This window comes from Rummeliibacillus sp. TYF005 (assembly GCF_003844195.1).
In the GTDB taxonomy this organism is placed as follows: Bacteria; Bacillota; Bacilli; order Bacillales_A; family Planococcaceae; genus Rummeliibacillus.
Window position 1 is genome coordinate 64,318 of sequence record NZ_ML122544.1, and the last position, 16,420, is coordinate 80,737.

Below are 16,420 nucleotides of genomic sequence, written 5' to 3' on the forward strand. Positions count from 1 at the left end.
ATAACTAGTTACTATAGGCTTTATTTTTTTATTTGTTAATACCCAAATATTCTTCTAGCGTTCCATCATTGTTATAAATTTCAGTAGCAATTTTTTTACCAACATAACGGAAATGCCATGATTCATACATATAGCCTGTCACATCATCCTTACCTTTTGGATAACGCATGATAAAGCCATATTTATGGGCATTTTTAGCAATCCACTTGCCTGCTGGTGTATTTGCAAATTTATTATCAGCATATGCTGCTGTATTTCCTACTTCACCTATGTCAAAAGCTAATCCAGTTTGGTGTTCAGAATATCCTGGACGAGCACTATAAGTATCAGCTGCCTTTTTTCCATCACGTTTTACATATGCTTCATACAATTCAACTTGGCGATCATAAGAACGGTATGTACTAAACGCATCAAATTTAAATCCCTCTAATAATGCTGCTGCATTCAACTCATCAAAAGCTTCTCGTGCATCTTTATTTTCACCTGGAGTAAAATTGGATGGTAATGGATATTGTTTACTTGCAACTAAAATTCCTTTTATATAAGTCGGCTTTTTCGGTAGTTTTTTACCTTCAATATAACCGCCTGCATCTACTTTTTGCTCTTTTTTTGTAATATCTGATGAATTTGTAGCTTTCTTATTTTCTGTTGTATCATGGCTAACAGCCTTCTGTTCTTCTTTGGTAGATTGTTTTGCTTGTTGTGTTTCCCCACAACCTGCAAGTAGACTCCCAGAAATAGCAATAATTGAAGCAATAGCTATCGGAAATCGGTAATACTTCCCTTTCCTCACCTTTTATACACCTCTATTTAACAAATAACCTTATCTCATATTCTACTAAGGTAGAACAGCTAGGAAAATCACATTGTTCAATTTATATTCTCTACTTTACAAAAATCAATATCAAACATCAACATGCTCGATATCGATTATGATCAAATAATTATCATAACGAGGATTGCTAAAGTAGCAACTCCAAAGAATAAGGCCATAGCCTTCATCCATTTTGCTTCTTTAGTAAAACCCTGTTTTTCCATATCCTTTGCACGAAATGTATTTGTAATTGCAAACATTAATGATATAAACAGAACCGCAAGATTAAAATTTTGTTTAATCACAAAAAATACGGCAAGTAAACTTGTAATAGTTACTAGTATGCCTGATACTAATTTTGCATTCATATTATCTCTCTCCTAATCATTTTATATAGGTTTTAATAACTGTTTTTTTAAGACATAATAATAAAAATCTATTTCAATAATAAAGTTAACGTAAAACTTCACTTATCACACTATTTTCTTAAAAAATAGATTTTTATATAAAAAACGGGGTGCATGAATCACCCCGTTTAAGTTTAACTTATTTTTTACTTTTTTTCTTTGCTGATTTTGCAGCTTGTTTCTCTGCTGGTGTTAACTTTCTTTTTTCTTCTGATCCATTTGAAACTTCTTTCGTTTCTTTTTCAGGGTGTACTGAATAGAATTTACGTCCTAGATATGTTTGGAATATCAAGATTGCACCGCTGACTGACCAGTAAAGTGGTAATGCTGCCATGCTAGAGAATGAGATGAACATAATCATAATTGGAGAAATGTACATCATCATTTTCATTTGAGATTTTTGTTGTTCTGGAACTGTCCATAACGATACTTGTGCTTGGATAAAGTAAACTACCCCCGCGATAATCGTCATAACTATATCCGGTTTACCAAGCTCAAACCATAAGAATGGGTGCGCTTGTACTTCACCAGAATATAGGATTGCATAATATAGTCCCATAATTATTGGCATTTGAATAATAACAGGCAAACATCCCATGTTCATAGGATTAACGTTATATTTTTTATATAAGCCCATCATTTCTTGTTGTAATGCCATTTGCTCTTCTTTTGTTTTCGCTGCTTTTAATTTCTTTTGTATTTCGTCCATTTCTGGCTTTAATTTATCCATTTTGTCCTTCATGCCTTGCTGATTCTTGTAGTTTTTAAGCATGAAAGGCATTAAGACTAATCGAATAATAACGGTAATGAGAATAATAGCAGGTCCATAACTACCGCCAAATATATTATTACCGAAGAAATCTAGCAGGAATTCCATTGGTTTTACAAATGTACTATAAAAAAAGCCTTCTTGGTTTTTGACTGAATCACATCCAGCTAACACGAATGGCGCTAAACCAAGCATTGAGATTAACCAAAGTTTTTTCTTCAATATTTTCACCTACAATTTCTCAAGCTATAGTGAAGTATACATTATATAGAGGATACTAATCAAATCAAAGTAATGCACGAAAAATAATATATGTAATTTTTAAATTATAAAAGTCTTTCAGGTAATTGGAAACGGAAATACTCAAGTTCTGGATTATCTTTAAAATGTTTTGGTGTAACACCCACATATTTTTTAAAAATACGAGTATAGTAACTTTGATTACAGAAATGGAATTGCTCCGAAATATCAGAAATACTTTTATTTGTATGTCGTAAATAATATTGTGATTCTTCTACTCTTCTAACATTTAAATACTCTACTAAGGTTATCCCTACATGCTCTTTGAAAATTCGTGATAAATGACTTGTGCTAATTTTAAAGTATGATGCTATATCTTCTACAGATAAATCCGATTCAATCTCATCGTCGATAAACATGATCACCTTATTAACGGTTTGATGTTTATAGTAAGGTTGTTTTCTTTCGGATATAACATAAATATAAAATTCTATTAAGTCATCTGCAAATTGTAAATACTCCGCATCATTCATGCGTTCATCAATCATCTCCACACATGCCACGTTAAAAGCAAAAACCTTTTTTGATGGTGCCTGGTTCTCTATTAGTTTTCTAGTGACAACTGACGATAGAATAACAAAATAATGTCTAACAGCTCTAAAGAATTGCTTACCTGCGCGTATAGATAGAATATTAAGTAACTCCTGCAATGATTTCTTCGCAGCCTCGGCTTCTAATTGATTAATTTGCCTCAATAATTGCGCTTCAATATCAAAGAATTTCTCTATACCTTCGTATTGATTCATCATTTCAATTTCCTTAAAGTACCTTTTAGAGATAGATTCTGAAATGGAATATTGGTGTTCTAGCATAAACTCCCCATCTTTCTATAATATTAAACAATTTTCTGTTACATTATTCTTACTATATAACGAAAATGGTAATATGAAAATAGTTTTATTAACCAAGTAAGAAGAAAATTTACGTTTATGTATGGGTCAATCTTCTTAAAAAAATAAAATATACTTATGTAAAAATAATACATATACTGAAATTTTTTAATAAATTTTTATCTTTATTTTTATCGGTTATCAAATTATAGTATTTATATAGACAAATTTATGTCACATTTTTGTATGAACTCATGCATTTATTAGCTATACTTAATTTTATAAATACTCTATAGTAATAATATGTGAAAGAATTCTCAAGATGGAAAGAAACGAGGTATAAGTTAATGGATCCACGATCTATCGAGGAATTGATACAAGTTATTAAGGAATTTTTCCCAGATAACACTTCAATCGTTATTTCAGATACAAAAAAATATTTATATTATCAACCAAGTAAGAAAATTGACTTGAAGATTAAGCCTGGTGATGCTATACCAGAAGGTTCTGCAACTCAAAAAGCACTTGATTATGGACAAAAAATAAATTCTTTTATTGAACCTGAAATATTTGGTGTTCCTTATTATGGAATGAGTATTCCATTAGTGGAAGAAGGGGAAATAAAAGGAGCAATCACAGCAGTATTCCCACAAAAGCCTTCTCCTTTCTTAACAAATTACATCACGATTAAAATTGACGACTGCTGGTATCCAGTGAAGCATAATGAAGTCATCTATTTAGAAACTCAGCTTCGTAAAACTTTCGTCAAAACTATGCAAAAAGAAGGCTATCATCGCTTAAATTTAAGTGATCTTGAGTTATTCCTATCACATGATAGATTTATTCGATGTCATCGTTCATATATTGTAAACATTGATTTTATCGAAGAAATTCAACCAGATTCACATTCTACATTCCTACTCATTATGAAGGATGGCACACGAATCCCTGTGAGCCAACGCTATGCAAGTTATTTCCGCCGTTCATTGGGATTCTAGAAATAAATTCCACGGTTATTTTAATGGAGTTGACCAAAACTATTTTGGTACAGCTCCTTTTCTCTTTAATGCAAAACATTTCTGTTTCAGTCGCTTTTTAAACCTTTTCATGCACTTATGAACAAATTGTGATAATTCGGTGATACTATAATTTTGGCAATATTTAAACACCTATGCTTCATGCTTCAAGTGAAAAAATTTTTCACAATTGATATGAAATTTTCTATTAAACAGAAGGAGAGATTTCAATGACAGTAAATGTAGAAGAAAGACTTCGCTATCCACAACTTGCTAATAAGATTATGACAGCCGCTGAAGCAGCAGCGCTAATAGAAGATGGAATGACTTTAGGATTAAGTGGTTTTACTCGTGGTGGGGATGCCAAGGCTGTACCAAATGCTTTAGCTGAACGCGGTAAAACTGAAAAATTCAAAGTAGACGTGTACACTGGTGCATCACTTGGTCATGATTCAGATGCTAAGATGTCTGATGCTGGAATTATTAGAAAACGCTTACCATTCCAAGTGGATCGTACTATGAGAGGTCATATTAATAAAGGCGATCTATCGTTTATGGATCAACATTTGGGAGAGACTGCTGACTTTTTACGTCAAGGTGCTATAAAAAAAGTTGATGTTGCAATTATTGAAGCGACTGCAATTACCGAAGACGGCTTGTTGATTCCAACAACTTCAGTGGGTAACTCACCTATCTTTGTTGAAGAAGCCGACAAAGTTATTATTGAATTAAACCTTTCTTCATATCCAGAACTTGAAGGACTTCATGATATTTATCTTCCTGAACCTCAAGGAGAACGCAAACCTTTTGCTATTGTCCATACTTTAGATCGTATTGGTCAAAAAGGTATTCCTTTGAATATGGAAAAAGTAATTGCTGTTGTCCTTACAGATCAAGAGGATTCTCCATCATTAGTACTTCCTCCTGACGATGAAACACAACAAATGGCAGATCATCTTTTAGACTTCTTCCGAGATGAAATTAAAGCAGGCCGTTTAACAAATAAACTTGCTCCTCTTCAATCAGGAATTGGCTCAGTAGCAAATGCAGTATTATCTGGGATGGTAAAATCTGAATTTGAAGATCTTGAAGTTTTCTCTGAAGTTTTACAAGATGCAGTATTTGAATTAATTGATGCTGGTAAAGTAAAAGCTGCTTCTTGCTGTTCAATTACATTATCTAAAGAAAAAATGGAATCCGTATTCCATCATTTAGATAAATATGCAGATAAATTAATAATACGTCCACAAGAAATTTCAAATAGTCCTGAAGTTATTCGTCGCTTGGGTCCTATCTGCATGAATACAGCTATTGAATTTGACATTTATGGTAACGTAAACTCTACTCATGTGTCAGGTACTAAAATGATGAATGGTATTGGCGGATCTGGCGATTTTGCACGCAATGGTCGCTATTCAATTTTCGTTACTAAATCCACTGCGAAAGATGGCAAAATTTCATCAGTAGTTCCGTTCGTATCACACGTTGATCACGCAGAACATGATGTTGATGTTGTCGTAACAGAACAAGGTCTTGCAGACTTACGTGGTTTAACTCCTCGTGAACGTGCAGAGCTTATTATTGAAAAATGTGTACACCCTAAATTCAAACCTGCTCTTCGTGCATACTATGAAGAAGCAAAAACTCGTGGTGGACAAACTCCTCACGTATTAGAAAAAGCATTTTCATTCCATACTAACTTAGCTAAATATGGTACAATGCTTCCAGAAGAAGAAAAATAACAGGTCTTCAAAAAAAGACTCAGCATTTCTGCTGAGTCTTTTTTACTTATAGATGATTAGTTAAGATCTTTAGGTGGTTTTATACCATTCAAGAATTCATGTTGTTCTTCATTTTCATAATGAATTGCAGTTGCAGAACCTTCAGAAATCATTTTTGTATCATCGTCATTGTAAGTTTGATGTGCATTGGCATAACCGTCAGCTGTTGTTGTATTAAAAGCATCTGGGGCAACAGTAACTGATGAATCAGGTACTTTATCCATAAGGCCATTTAGTTTAGCCTTCGTACTATTAAATGCTTCTACTGCTTTATCTCGATTTTCTTTTTTACGAAAATACGCATATGCACCTGCAGCAAGTCCCGCTATTAATAGAGATTTTCCTTTTGCCATATCAATCATTCCTCCCATTATCTTTCTAAATTAACTATACCCTATTTTTTAGAAAATACACATTATCAAGTTGATTTTATAATAATTTGTCACGTTTAAAGACTGTTTTTATATCCCACTAGCCTATAGAAATTTCTATGAAGAGATAAAATAATTCTCTCCTATGACCTATGCTTTTTTTCTGCTATCATAATAAGAAAATGCACGAAATGGAAGTGTGGTTATGCAAAATGACAGAAGTACAATCTGTTAAAAAGAAAAAAGGTACTTTAACAAAAGAAAAGATTATTAAAACTGCCCGCAACTTATTTTATAAAAAAGGCTACGATGCAACCACTACAGCTATCATTGCTAAAGAAGCAGGAGTATCTGAAGCCACTTTATATAAATATTTTAAAAGCAAAATGACATTACTATTATCAACAGTTGAACCTGAATGCATACCCTTTATGGAAAATAAAAATTACCAACTGTTAACTAATCAAGAACTGTTGAGTGTATGGACTAACGAATTGATAGACAAAGTTTTTTATAATCGTCCTCAATATTCAATCATTTTCAATGAATCAACAAAACATCCAGAACTTTCCGAACAGTATATTGCGAATATATACAGTATGTCTAATGCAGATTGGGAACTTGTTAATCGAATGGATAAAGGAGATTTACCTAAAATCGATTTAATCCTATTTCAAGTTGGGATAATTGGTTCTTTCTTAGCAATGATAACCCATATGCAAATTTATGATCCTACGATCAAGTTAGAGAAAGTTCCCCCAAATATTCGAAATACGCTTATTTGCTTAATAGAAGGAAAATTTTTCGTATAAAAAAGTAAAGGGCGATCTCATTTACCAATCCGAACGATTGTTTATTGAGATCACCTCTTAATCTAAATGACAGAGGAATTAGGATAAGTTACATCGCTAGATTCTGCTTTTGGTTTTCGTACATAGCACATAATTGCAGCAATGTAGTAAACAATAGACGTTAAAGATAGTATTCCAGCAAATACTCCAGCCACTATAAACATACTTCCTGCAAAATTCGCCCTATTCTTTGTCCTTACTGCTTGAACTATCCCCACTATTCCTGCAACAACACTAACGATAAAGCAAATGATGATAAACCAACCAAAAGGGCCTAGAAAATTTATCGCTGATACCATACTTTCAGCAAAGGCTTGTATATCAGTATCCTTGAATTGAGGGTCATTTGTTAATTGATTTTTAAATTCTGTAACCAATTCATCTTGTAATTGCGTGTTATTCTTCACTTCTGAAACAAGTTTTACGATTAACCCCATAATTGCAATTGCAATCAGATTGAAGAGCGTACCTACACTACCTAAAACTATTTCAATCGTTCTTTTCACTAAACCACCTCTATATTATTGTTATAGATTACTATACGTTACTACTTTCAAAAAGTTTCAGATTTTCTTATTCTATACAAAAAAGGACTATCTTATAAGTAATTTTCACTTATTTGATAATCCTTATAAATTTATGCTGTTTAGCTTACTAACATTCGTTAAAAAAGTTACTACGAAACACTTATGCTTTTATATCATCATATTCATGTGATGTTTCAAAAGCTTTGACTACATAGGAACAAACGGCTTCAATTTTATATTCGTTTTCACGAGCATAATCTGCAGCCCGATTTAAGAGTTGTTTTGCAATTCCTTGACCGCGTAAGGAGCTATCAACAAAAGTATGCTCAACTACCATTATGTCGCCTAACTGTGTCCAAATAATTTCTGCAAGTACTTTACCTTCTTTTTCATACTCAAAGGCAAATTCTTCAGCATCTCTTTTACTTAATTTAAATTCCATATTTTCACACCCCCCATGTAATAAATTTAGTTTAGCATATTATCGCTAAAGTATGTTAGTGTGTGATGCGGGATTTATATTCGGTACAAATTCAGGACAGAATTAGCTAAATAATCCGCTAATACCATCAATTATTTTCTGAAAGAAGCTTTTCACACTCGCCCAGAAACCTGAGTCACTTTTAATGTCTTCGTTTATTTTATTTAATTGATCTTTAATATTACCACTTAAATCATCTAATTGTGTTGACCATTTGCTAAAATCAATATCAAGTTTACTGATTTTATCCATTAAATCAATTAATAATTGGCGGTCTTTATCACTTAAGTTAATCTCTAACTTTTTAAGTTGTTCATCAACAATTTTTTCGACATCTTCTTTTGTTGCTGGTTTTTGTTCAGCAATTTGTTTTTTTATGTCTGTTAATAATTGACTTACCTTTTCTTCGTCCACACCAGAATTTTGAGCCAAATCAGTGGCTACTGAAAGCTCTTGATTCGCTACATCTGTACGGTCTTTATCTAGTTTTTTACCAGTTGTTACTTCGTATGCCTTGTAAATGCCTGCAAGTGCAGAGTGTCCTGTTACTTTTTTAGGTGCAGCTACTTCAACTGTAGCATCTTCAATCCCTGCTGTTAGCATTGCATTACTATACATATCAGAAGTTACCTCTGTAATATTTTCAGGTGTCACTATGTTGATAACTAAGCCAGAGCCAGCATCTTTTGGTGTAATTTTAGCAGATGAATATAGACGTGCACTTGAATTCCCATTTTCAATGTATTTTGCGATATCTGCACCTGTAATTGTAATTTCTTGGACATCAGAGTTATTTGCAATGCCTAAGCTATTTTTCACACTTACTTTTTCGCTTTCTGAAAGACTTCCGCCATAAACAACAATTGGAACTCCTAATTTTTCATTGACCACTTCATCCGACGATTGAGATGAATTTGTACTTGCATAACTTGTTGTTGGTGCAACAATGGCTGTTGTCAAACTCATCGCTGCAATGACAGCAAAGATTTGTTTTTTCATTGTGGAATTTCCTCCTTAGACTTTCATCATTTCTAGATTTGTTTTAGTCACTTCTAGTAAATATTATGAAATTATTTGAGCCAAATCCTTTCATAAAATAATTTTCCAGTTCAAAAAGAAATATTAAGTAATTCTAAATATCTTTACTAATAATACGTTAAAAAGAGCAAAAAGTTTCTGAAAGTGGGTAAACTTTCTCCTTTTGCTCTTCATATATTATTTAATTGATGTCCAACCGTCTTCTTGAGTAATTCGGTTAGCTTTCATAAGTGTACCTAGCGCACGCTTAAAAGCACCCTTACTCATATGGAACATTTCTTTAATTTCCTCTGGTGAAGATTTATCGCCAAATGGCATTTTTCCACCAACATCTTCTAGGTATTTAAAAATTTGCTCTGCATCATCGCTTAGACGTTCATAAACTCGGGGAAGCATAGAAGCGTTTATAGTACCATCTTCTTTTACTTCAATAACTCGAACGCTAATATCTGAACCAAGGCGTGGTTCTGCTCCACGTTCAGATTCATGAACAAAAATACGATATGGTGTATCAACACCAAGTAAAAATGTTCCGACCGGTAACAAACGATACGGACGAGCTAAAATATTTTTATTGAACAATTCAGGATCTGCATCCTCATATAATTCTAATATTTTTTCCTCGGTAGCTAAACGACCAAATAATCCGCCTTCACGGTCTGTACGTAACGTTACATACAAATGGTTTCCTGGTTCAGGCCATAGTGATTTTAACTTAGGTAAGTCTTCAGCTGGCACTAGAACTTCTCTTGAAGTACCGATATCTACATATGCGCCTTCACGGTCTTTAACATGTAACACGCGTGCCCATCCATATTCACCTTTAAGAATATGTGGTAAGGCCGTTGTTGCAGCTAAATTACCTCTTCGATCTGCATATAAAAATACTTCAATTTTTTGATTAACCTTTAAAGGTTCCGTTACTTCCGAAATATTCAACGGGATATCTACATTATCATTTGTTAATACATATTTTGACTCTTGTTCTTCTTTTACTACTAATTTTACTACGTCACCTGATTGCAACTCTGTCATAATGCAAACTCCTTTCATATGACATCTATCATTCACCGGAATGAGTATCTTTTAACTCTTCTAGTTTGTGGATAAAGTCGGGATTCTCTTCTAGTACTTGGATAAGATCTGCTATTCGATCAATAGAATTCCAGCTTAAATGATGCTCAATCCCTTCCACATCATTGTAAATTCTTTCTTCATCTACACCAATTAGTCTTAAAAACTGTTCCAATAAGCTATGTCTCTCTACTAGTCGTTTACCTAATTTTAACCCTTTTGGCGTTAAAGATAGTCCTCTATATCGTTCGTAAACTAAATAACCATCTTTATCAAGTTTCTGTACCATTTTGGTAACTGAAGAAGGCAGAACTGACAATGCTTCGGCTATGTCCGATACACGCGCGTAACCTTTCTGGTCAATTAGTAAATAGATTTGTTCGATGTGATCTTCCATACTCGGTGTCGGCATCTCAATTCCCTCTCTTTCGATTTCCTATCTCTCTAGTTTACTACATGAAACTATAAAACGTAACCTGTAGTGTAAAAGCGTTAAATTTAATTCATAATATATCGCCTAAATTATTGAATTTTTGCATATACACATGTATCACGTAGCTTCTTTCCATCTGCTGAGCGACTATCTTGTTTTAATATTCCTTCTAATTCAAACTGCGCTCTAGTTGCGACAGCCCGACTTCTTATGTTATCACTATCGCAACGAATTTCCAGCCGTTTTGCACCTAATTCTTTAAATGCAAATTGAGAAATTCTTTGTACAGCTTCTGTCATATAACCGTTTCCTTCATGTCTTGCATCTACCCAATAGCCGATTTCAAACTTAGGAATAGTCCAGTCAATATTATGCAATCCTGAAGAACCGATAAATTCTCCACTTTCCTTTAGGAATACATGTAATCGTAAGTCTTTCCTTGTTATAAAATCACCAATAGCTTGACGAAGATTTTCTTTCGTCTCCTCTTTCTTAGGCATTGTCTGCGCCCAATTCATGAAGGGCTTTAAGTTTTTCGCCGAATGTGCAATAGCTTCCCAAACAGAATCGACATCTTCTATATGTGGCATACGAATGATTAATCTTTCTGAATCAAAGCTACTTGGGAAATCCCATCTATCTTTATAATTTATATTTTCATTTTTTTCTTCGTCTTCCCAGCTAACAGGAGTGGTTTTTCCCTCCAAATAATCTTGACGCGTAATTCCATATGTAACCGCATCGTAGTATGAATTTTCCTTCGGTACGTACCAAGCTTGACGAAGATGCGCCTCTTTGACAAACCCCGCTTTCTCAAACGTTTTCCTCATGGCAATATTATCTTGTCTAGTATGGCCCTCTATACGTATTTTATTATTTGGCAACGAGAATACATATTCACTTACTAATTTTAATGCTTTTGTGCCATAGCCTAATCCTCGCCATTTTTCTGCTATACGTAAGTCAAACAATGGAATTTCATCCTGCAAATCGTATATTTTTACCATTCCTACTTGTAAGTTCTCATCATTTACTAACCAAAAAGTTTTTGCTTGATCTGATTCATAACCACCTTCATCAATTGCTTTTTCGATAATTTCTCTTGCAGGATGTGTATTCTCATGATAAGGCCATACATTTGTTGTCATAAATTCGATTAGTTGTTCTTGTTCTTCTATAGTCCATTCAATTAGTTTCATATTATTCGCCTCCATTACCATAATCACTACAAGTACTATATCAATCGTCCAACGATTCCTTATTCATACATAAATCATAAATTCTATATTCCCTATCATACCGGAATAATTAGTAGTTTTGTTAATCATTTATTCCTCAATATACTATCCTAAATTCAATTTGAGAATTTTTTACTATTTTTGTATATTTGTATAAAGTGAACCTTACATAGAAAGATTCTTCTAATGTTCACTAGAAACTTTAAAGAAATGCTTAATCCCTTTAAAACATTTAAGGGAAATACTATCAACTGAAGGGGTGGTTTTATGAAAAAAGGGCGTTGGAATATGATTACAGATGTTTCGGATGTTCATGTTGGTCACGTTACGTTATATGAGAAATTAAATGCGGAAGATACAATTTGTACAGGTGTAACAGCTATATTACCACATGGAGGCAATCTGTTTGAGCAGAAGGTACCTTCAGCATGCTTTGTATTGAACGGATTTGGAAAATCAGTAGGGCTTGTTCAAGTAGAAGAATTAGGTTTGATGGAGTCCCCGCTTATGCTTACAAATACATTCAGTGTTGCGTCCGTTTTAGAAGGAACTTTAGATTATTTACTTCATCAAAATCCTAGTATCGGCGACTCTACTAGTTCCCTCAATATTGTTGTTGGTGAATGTAATGATAGCTATCTTAATAGTATGAGGCTTCGCGCTGTAAAACCTGAACATGCTGTTTCCGCTATACATAATGCAAAGCATGCACCCTTTGAACAAGGCGCAGTCGGTGCCGGAAAAGGCATGATCTGCTATGAACAAAAAGGAGGTATTGGTTCATCTTCTAGAATTATCGAACAAGATGATGAAATTTTTACAGTAGGTGCTTTATCGCTCACAAATTTTGGTAACGCTAGTGAATGTCGTTTCGCCAGTTGGCAACAAGATTCACCTATCGAAAAACCTGATGGCTCTGTCATCATCGTAATCGCAACAGATGCACCGGTTAGTGATCGGCAACTAAAAAGACTAGCTAAAAGGGCAGCTATCGGACTTGGAAGAACAGGTACACACATCCATAATGGCAGTGGCGATATTATTATTGCATTTTCAACTGCATACACAATCCCACACCAATCTAGTTCATCTATTGGAGATGCGGTAGCATTTGTGAGAGATGATTCGAAGCTAATGAATGATCTCTTTCAAGCAACGATTGAGGCTACAGAAGAATCTGTCTATCAATCATTGCTACATGCCGAAACAACAGTTGGACGTAAAAATCGAATTGTAGAAAAGGCAAATTTGACGTAAAAAATAAAAAGATTGGCTACTAAAGCCAATCTTTTTATAGGATTTGCCATCCTAAAGTGACGAAGATAATACCCACAAATAACGTTAAAACAGGATATAAAAATACTCCACGTACATCCTTTTCCTGTATTAAACGGACAGTATCGAACGCAAAAGTAGAAAATGTTGTAAACGCTCCTAAAAACCCCGTCACAACGAACGCTGTCAATAACTCTTGATGATTCACTGATATATGTAGTGCCATTCCCATAAATAATGAACCTACACTATTTACGATAAATGTTGCTACATAATATGGTTGAGCTTTATACACCATCCATTTAATAATACTAAATCGTGCTAACGCTCCAAGTCCTCCACCAATAGCAAGTGCGAGCCAGTTCACGAACGCTCACCTGCTTTCTTTTTAGGACTTGTAAGTAAAAAGCCGAATGATGCCAATACAATACAAAGTACCGTCATCATAATTGCGTAAATAATTGCCATAAACACATTGGTTTGCATTAGTTGAAGCCATCTAGCTGAAAATGTAGAAAATGTCGTGAAGGCACCTAGTAATCCAGTTGTCAAAAATACCTTCCACCCAGAATACTGTGGAAAACGTGTGAATAAACCATTTAAAATACCCATCAAAAAACTTCCTACACTGTTTACAATCCACAGCATCCACTCAGTTGGAACAATAACTATAACGCCATACCGCATCAATGTCCCCAACATTCCACCTATTGTAACCGCTACTACGTTTTTTAACACAAAATACACCTTCAATTGAACTGCTAAAACGAAATAGTTATTTCATTCCATCTAAATATTTTTTTAGAATTTTCCTAACTCGCTTTCTAACAGTTTTATTTTGCTTTTAATATTAATGTATAGCCATCTGAAATTTTACCATTAATCACTGTTTCATGGTACGTTCCGTTCACCCAATCGTCTACTTGATCATGGTACCACTGTGATCTTACATGCCCAGATTGACCAGGCCCAACAATATGATAAGCTTTCGATAAATCACTTAAATCAGCTACAAATCTCCATGATGCTCCATGATTAACAATGCCTGTTTTATCGGAAGCAGCTGCTCGAACAGTTACCTTTGAACCAGAAACTGGAGTCTTCTTCGAATCTAATAGTTTGGCGAGTATTGGAGATGCAGATGATAGTGGATGTTTGAATACTACTTGATGATAATCACCCCATCGCCAATTTGATAAATCTTCACCATGAGATTCTTTTATATCCTTTACAGTTTCTTGTAAAGCTTTCGTAACAAGTTCGTCAATCCCACCAGCCTTATCGACAAATTCACCAGGTTTTCCTTTATACGCTTGGCGAAGTATTTCATCTGTAATATTATACTTTCCGGGCATCATATCATAAACATCCGCAGGCATTGATTTCTTAAAGAGCTGTTGTTGTATTTTAATCATCCACAGATTATATATGAGCGGTGCACCTTCTGATACAGAATCTTGGTAATCCCACTCTTCCATCATCTTTATAACATCCTCAAGTTTCCCTTGTTTTTTTACAGATTCAATTAGGTTTGGCAAGAATTCTTTTGCATATAGGTTTTCTGTATCTAATTGCATATTCTCCATATCTTCAACTGTAAAATCATCTTTCTCCTCTAGCATTTCAACTATTCGTTCATAACGATATGGTTGTGCCCAAAAATCAGTAATATGATAAGGATACCCGCTACCCACTACCTTATTATTCGCAGTTGCAATATAACCGCTATCTGGATTAACTACTTTCGGCAATTGATTAAAATCAATATATCCTTTCCAGCCATAATCTGCAGAATATCCTGGTACAGGGAATTGTCCATCCCCTCTTTTACGTATTGGAATTAGACCATTCGCTTTATATGCAATTGTTCCGTCGGTTGATGCAAATACAAAATTTTGAGCAGGTGCTTTAAAATCCGTTAAAGCCGTTTCAAATTCATGCCAATTTTTTGCTTTATCTAAATTTAATATAGCTTGCAACTCTTGTGTAGATTGTAGCGCTGTCCATTGCATCGAAAATACTGCAGTAGGTTTTTCCTTTTTAAAGGCTAAGTCCGAGATAATTGGACCATGTCTTGTCACAACAAGCTTATAATCAATCGTTTTTTCCCCTTTTACTTTAATCTTTTCTTTGCGGACCTCTGCCTGCTCCCATTTATTTTCATATTTAAACTGTGTCGGATTATCTGGATTTGGTATTTCAATATATAAATCTTGCACGTCTGGCCCTACATTCGTAACACCCCAAGCAATGTGATCATTATGTCCTAATATAATACCTGGAATACCAGCAAAAATTACACCACTCACATTTTGAGAAGGCGAAGTCAGATGCATCTGGTACCATATAGATGGCGTGCTCAATCCTAAATGTGGATCATCCGCCAAGAGCGGTTTACCACTTTGTGTTTTATCTCCAGATAGGACCCAGTTATTACTTCCATTGAATTCATTTGGAATCAGGGACGCATCAAATTGACCTGAAACTTTTACGGTATTTTCGATATTCTCTTCAATAATAGATTTAGCATTTTCAGGGTAATGTATCATTAATTCCTGTACTTCATCTGCGGTTAGATTTGCTAATGCCCAATGTCTAAATGCCAGCATACTCCAATTTCCACCTAAATCGTATGCCATATATTTACCAATTGTTAAAGAGTCTACTGCTGTCCATGGCGTTGGTTCATATCCTAACACCTTAAACTCATAAGGTAATGTTCCTTCTTTTTTAGCTTGTTTTATATATGCATTCACCCCTTCTGCATACCAACCTAAAACCTGTTTAGCTTCTTTTGAATAACCATCATATGACTTTTTTGCAGCATCTCTAAGACTAAACGTTCTAAAAAATTTGTCGGTCTTAATCGTGGAAGATCCCACTACTTCTGATAATGTTCCACTTGCTTGTCTCCTTGATAAATCCATCTGGAATAAGCGATCTTGTGCCTGAACATACCCTTGTGCACGATAAAGATCTGCATCAGATTTTGCATGTATATGAGGTACACCCTTCTCGTCTCTTGTAACTTTAACATCTTCATCCATGCCTTTAACGATGACCTTCCCTTCAATGTCAGGTAAAGTTTTGTCGATATAATAATTCACATAAAGGGCAGATGCTATTACGATTAGTACAAGAATTCCGAGTATACTTAAAACCCATTTCCACAGTCGTCTTTTTCTTTTCATCATACATATCCCCCCTACACTCTC

Annotated in this window: 18 protein-coding genes; 4 read left to right on the forward strand and 14 right to left on the reverse strand. The window is 34.3% G+C overall.

Annotated features, from left to right (window positions below):
* Positions 1-28: 28 nt before the first annotated feature.
* The 4 genes from CW357_RS04560 to CW357_RS04575 all read right to left on the reverse strand — a co-directional run bounded on the left by CW357_RS04560 (position 29) and on the right by CW357_RS04575 (position 3,102).
* The gene (locus CW357_RS04560; RefSeq protein ID WP_124217461.1) at positions 29-793 is read right to left on the reverse strand and encodes a M15 family metallopeptidase; all 765 of its coding nucleotides are present in this window, start codon (positions 791-793) and stop codon (positions 29-31) included.
* Positions 794-936: 143 nt separating this feature from the next.
* Entirely contained in the window at positions 937-1,182 is a 246-nt protein-coding gene (locus CW357_RS04565; RefSeq protein ID WP_119415991.1) for a hypothetical protein, read from the reverse strand.
* 178 nt (positions 1,183-1,360) lie between these two features.
* Positions 1,361-2,212 (reverse strand): membrane protein insertase YidC, encoded by an 852-nt coding sequence (yidC, locus tag CW357_RS04570; RefSeq protein ID WP_164489538.1) that lies wholly within the window; start codon positions 2,210-2,212, stop codon positions 1,361-1,363.
* A gap of 104 nt (positions 2,213-2,316) precedes the next feature.
* A complete protein-coding gene (locus CW357_RS04575) occupies positions 2,317-3,102 on the reverse strand; it encodes a helix-turn-helix transcriptional regulator (protein ID WP_119415992.1) in 786 nt (261 codons plus the stop codon).
* Positions 3,103-3,467: 365 nt separating this feature from the next.
* On the opposite strand from CW357_RS04575, the gene CW357_RS04580 reads away from it, so the two are divergent.
* On the forward strand, positions 3,468-4,118 hold the full coding sequence (locus tag CW357_RS04580; protein WP_119415993.1) for a LytTR family DNA-binding domain-containing protein: 651 nt from the start codon (positions 3,468-3,470) through the stop codon (positions 4,116-4,118).
* A gap of 248 nt (positions 4,119-4,366) precedes the next feature.
* On the forward strand, positions 4,367-5,878 hold the full coding sequence (locus CW357_RS04585) for a succinate CoA transferase (RefSeq protein WP_124217462.1): 1,512 nt from the start codon (positions 4,367-4,369) through the stop codon (positions 5,876-5,878).
* A 56-nt stretch (positions 5,879-5,934) separates the two neighbouring features.
* Here the strand turns inward: CW357_RS04585 and CW357_RS04590 are convergent, their stop codons facing one another.
* A complete protein-coding gene (locus CW357_RS04590) occupies positions 5,935-6,270 on the reverse strand; it encodes a hypothetical protein (protein ID WP_124217463.1) in 336 nt (111 codons plus the stop codon).
* Positions 6,271-6,500: 230 nt separating this feature from the next.
* Between CW357_RS04590 and CW357_RS04595 the strand changes: the two genes are divergently transcribed.
* Positions 6,501-7,100: a TetR/AcrR family transcriptional regulator gene (locus tag CW357_RS04595; protein WP_164489539.1), complete on the forward strand. Its 600-nt coding sequence runs from the start codon at positions 6,501-6,503 to the stop codon at positions 7,098-7,100.
* Between the two features lie 62 nt (positions 7,101-7,162).
* Here the strand turns inward: CW357_RS04595 and CW357_RS04600 are convergent, their stop codons facing one another.
* From CW357_RS04600 to CW357_RS04625, 6 genes are all read right to left on the reverse strand, one after another.
* Positions 7,163-7,645, reverse strand: coding sequence for a DUF4064 domain-containing protein (locus CW357_RS04600; protein ID WP_119415997.1), 483 nt, complete (start codon positions 7,643-7,645; stop codon positions 7,163-7,165).
* A 181-nt stretch (positions 7,646-7,826) separates the two neighbouring features.
* Positions 7,827-8,108, reverse strand: coding sequence for a GNAT family N-acetyltransferase (locus CW357_RS04605; RefSeq protein WP_119415998.1), 282 nt, complete (start codon positions 8,106-8,108; stop codon positions 7,827-7,829).
* 102 nt (positions 8,109-8,210) lie between these two features.
* Entirely contained in the window at positions 8,211-9,146 is a 936-nt protein-coding gene (locus tag CW357_RS04610) for a DUF1002 domain-containing protein (RefSeq protein WP_124217465.1), read from the reverse strand.
* A gap of 216 nt (positions 9,147-9,362) precedes the next feature.
* Positions 9,363-10,220: a CvfB family protein gene (locus tag CW357_RS04615; RefSeq protein WP_119416000.1), complete on the reverse strand. Its 858-nt coding sequence runs from the start codon at positions 10,218-10,220 to the stop codon at positions 9,363-9,365.
* Positions 10,221-10,248: 28 nt separating this feature from the next.
* Complete coding sequence (gene mntR / locus CW357_RS04620; protein ID WP_119416001.1) at positions 10,249-10,671, reverse strand: transcriptional regulator MntR; 423 nt, start codon at positions 10,669-10,671, stop codon at positions 10,249-10,251.
* 110 nt (positions 10,672-10,781) lie between these two features.
* A complete protein-coding gene (locus CW357_RS04625; protein WP_119416002.1) occupies positions 10,782-11,891 on the reverse strand; it encodes a GNAT family N-acetyltransferase in 1,110 nt (369 codons plus the stop codon).
* Positions 11,892-12,197: 306 nt separating this feature from the next.
* Here CW357_RS04625 and CW357_RS04630 point away from each other — a divergent pair, with 306 nt between their 5' ends.
* Positions 12,198-13,187 carry a P1 family peptidase gene (locus CW357_RS04630; RefSeq protein ID WP_124217466.1) on the forward strand — a complete coding sequence of 330 codons (990 nt, stop codon included), beginning with the start codon at positions 12,198-12,200 and terminating at the stop codon, positions 13,185-13,187.
* 34 nt (positions 13,188-13,221) lie between these two features.
* On the opposite strand, the gene crcB is transcribed toward CW357_RS04630, so the two are convergent.
* From crcB to CW357_RS04645, 3 genes are all read right to left on the reverse strand, one after another.
* Complete coding sequence (crcB, locus tag CW357_RS04635; protein ID WP_119416004.1) at positions 13,222-13,572, reverse strand: fluoride efflux transporter CrcB; 351 nt, start codon at positions 13,570-13,572, stop codon at positions 13,222-13,224.
* A complete protein-coding gene (locus CW357_RS04640; protein ID WP_233548079.1) occupies positions 13,569-13,943 on the reverse strand; it encodes a fluoride efflux transporter FluC in 375 nt (124 codons plus the stop codon). Before CW357_RS04640 ends, crcB begins: the two co-directional genes overlap by 4 nt.
* 95 nt (positions 13,944-14,038) lie before the next feature.
* Positions 14,039-16,399 (reverse strand): penicillin acylase family protein, encoded by a 2,361-nt coding sequence (locus CW357_RS04645; RefSeq protein WP_124217467.1) that lies wholly within the window; start codon positions 16,397-16,399, stop codon positions 14,039-14,041.
* Positions 16,400-16,420: the final 21 nt, after the last annotated feature.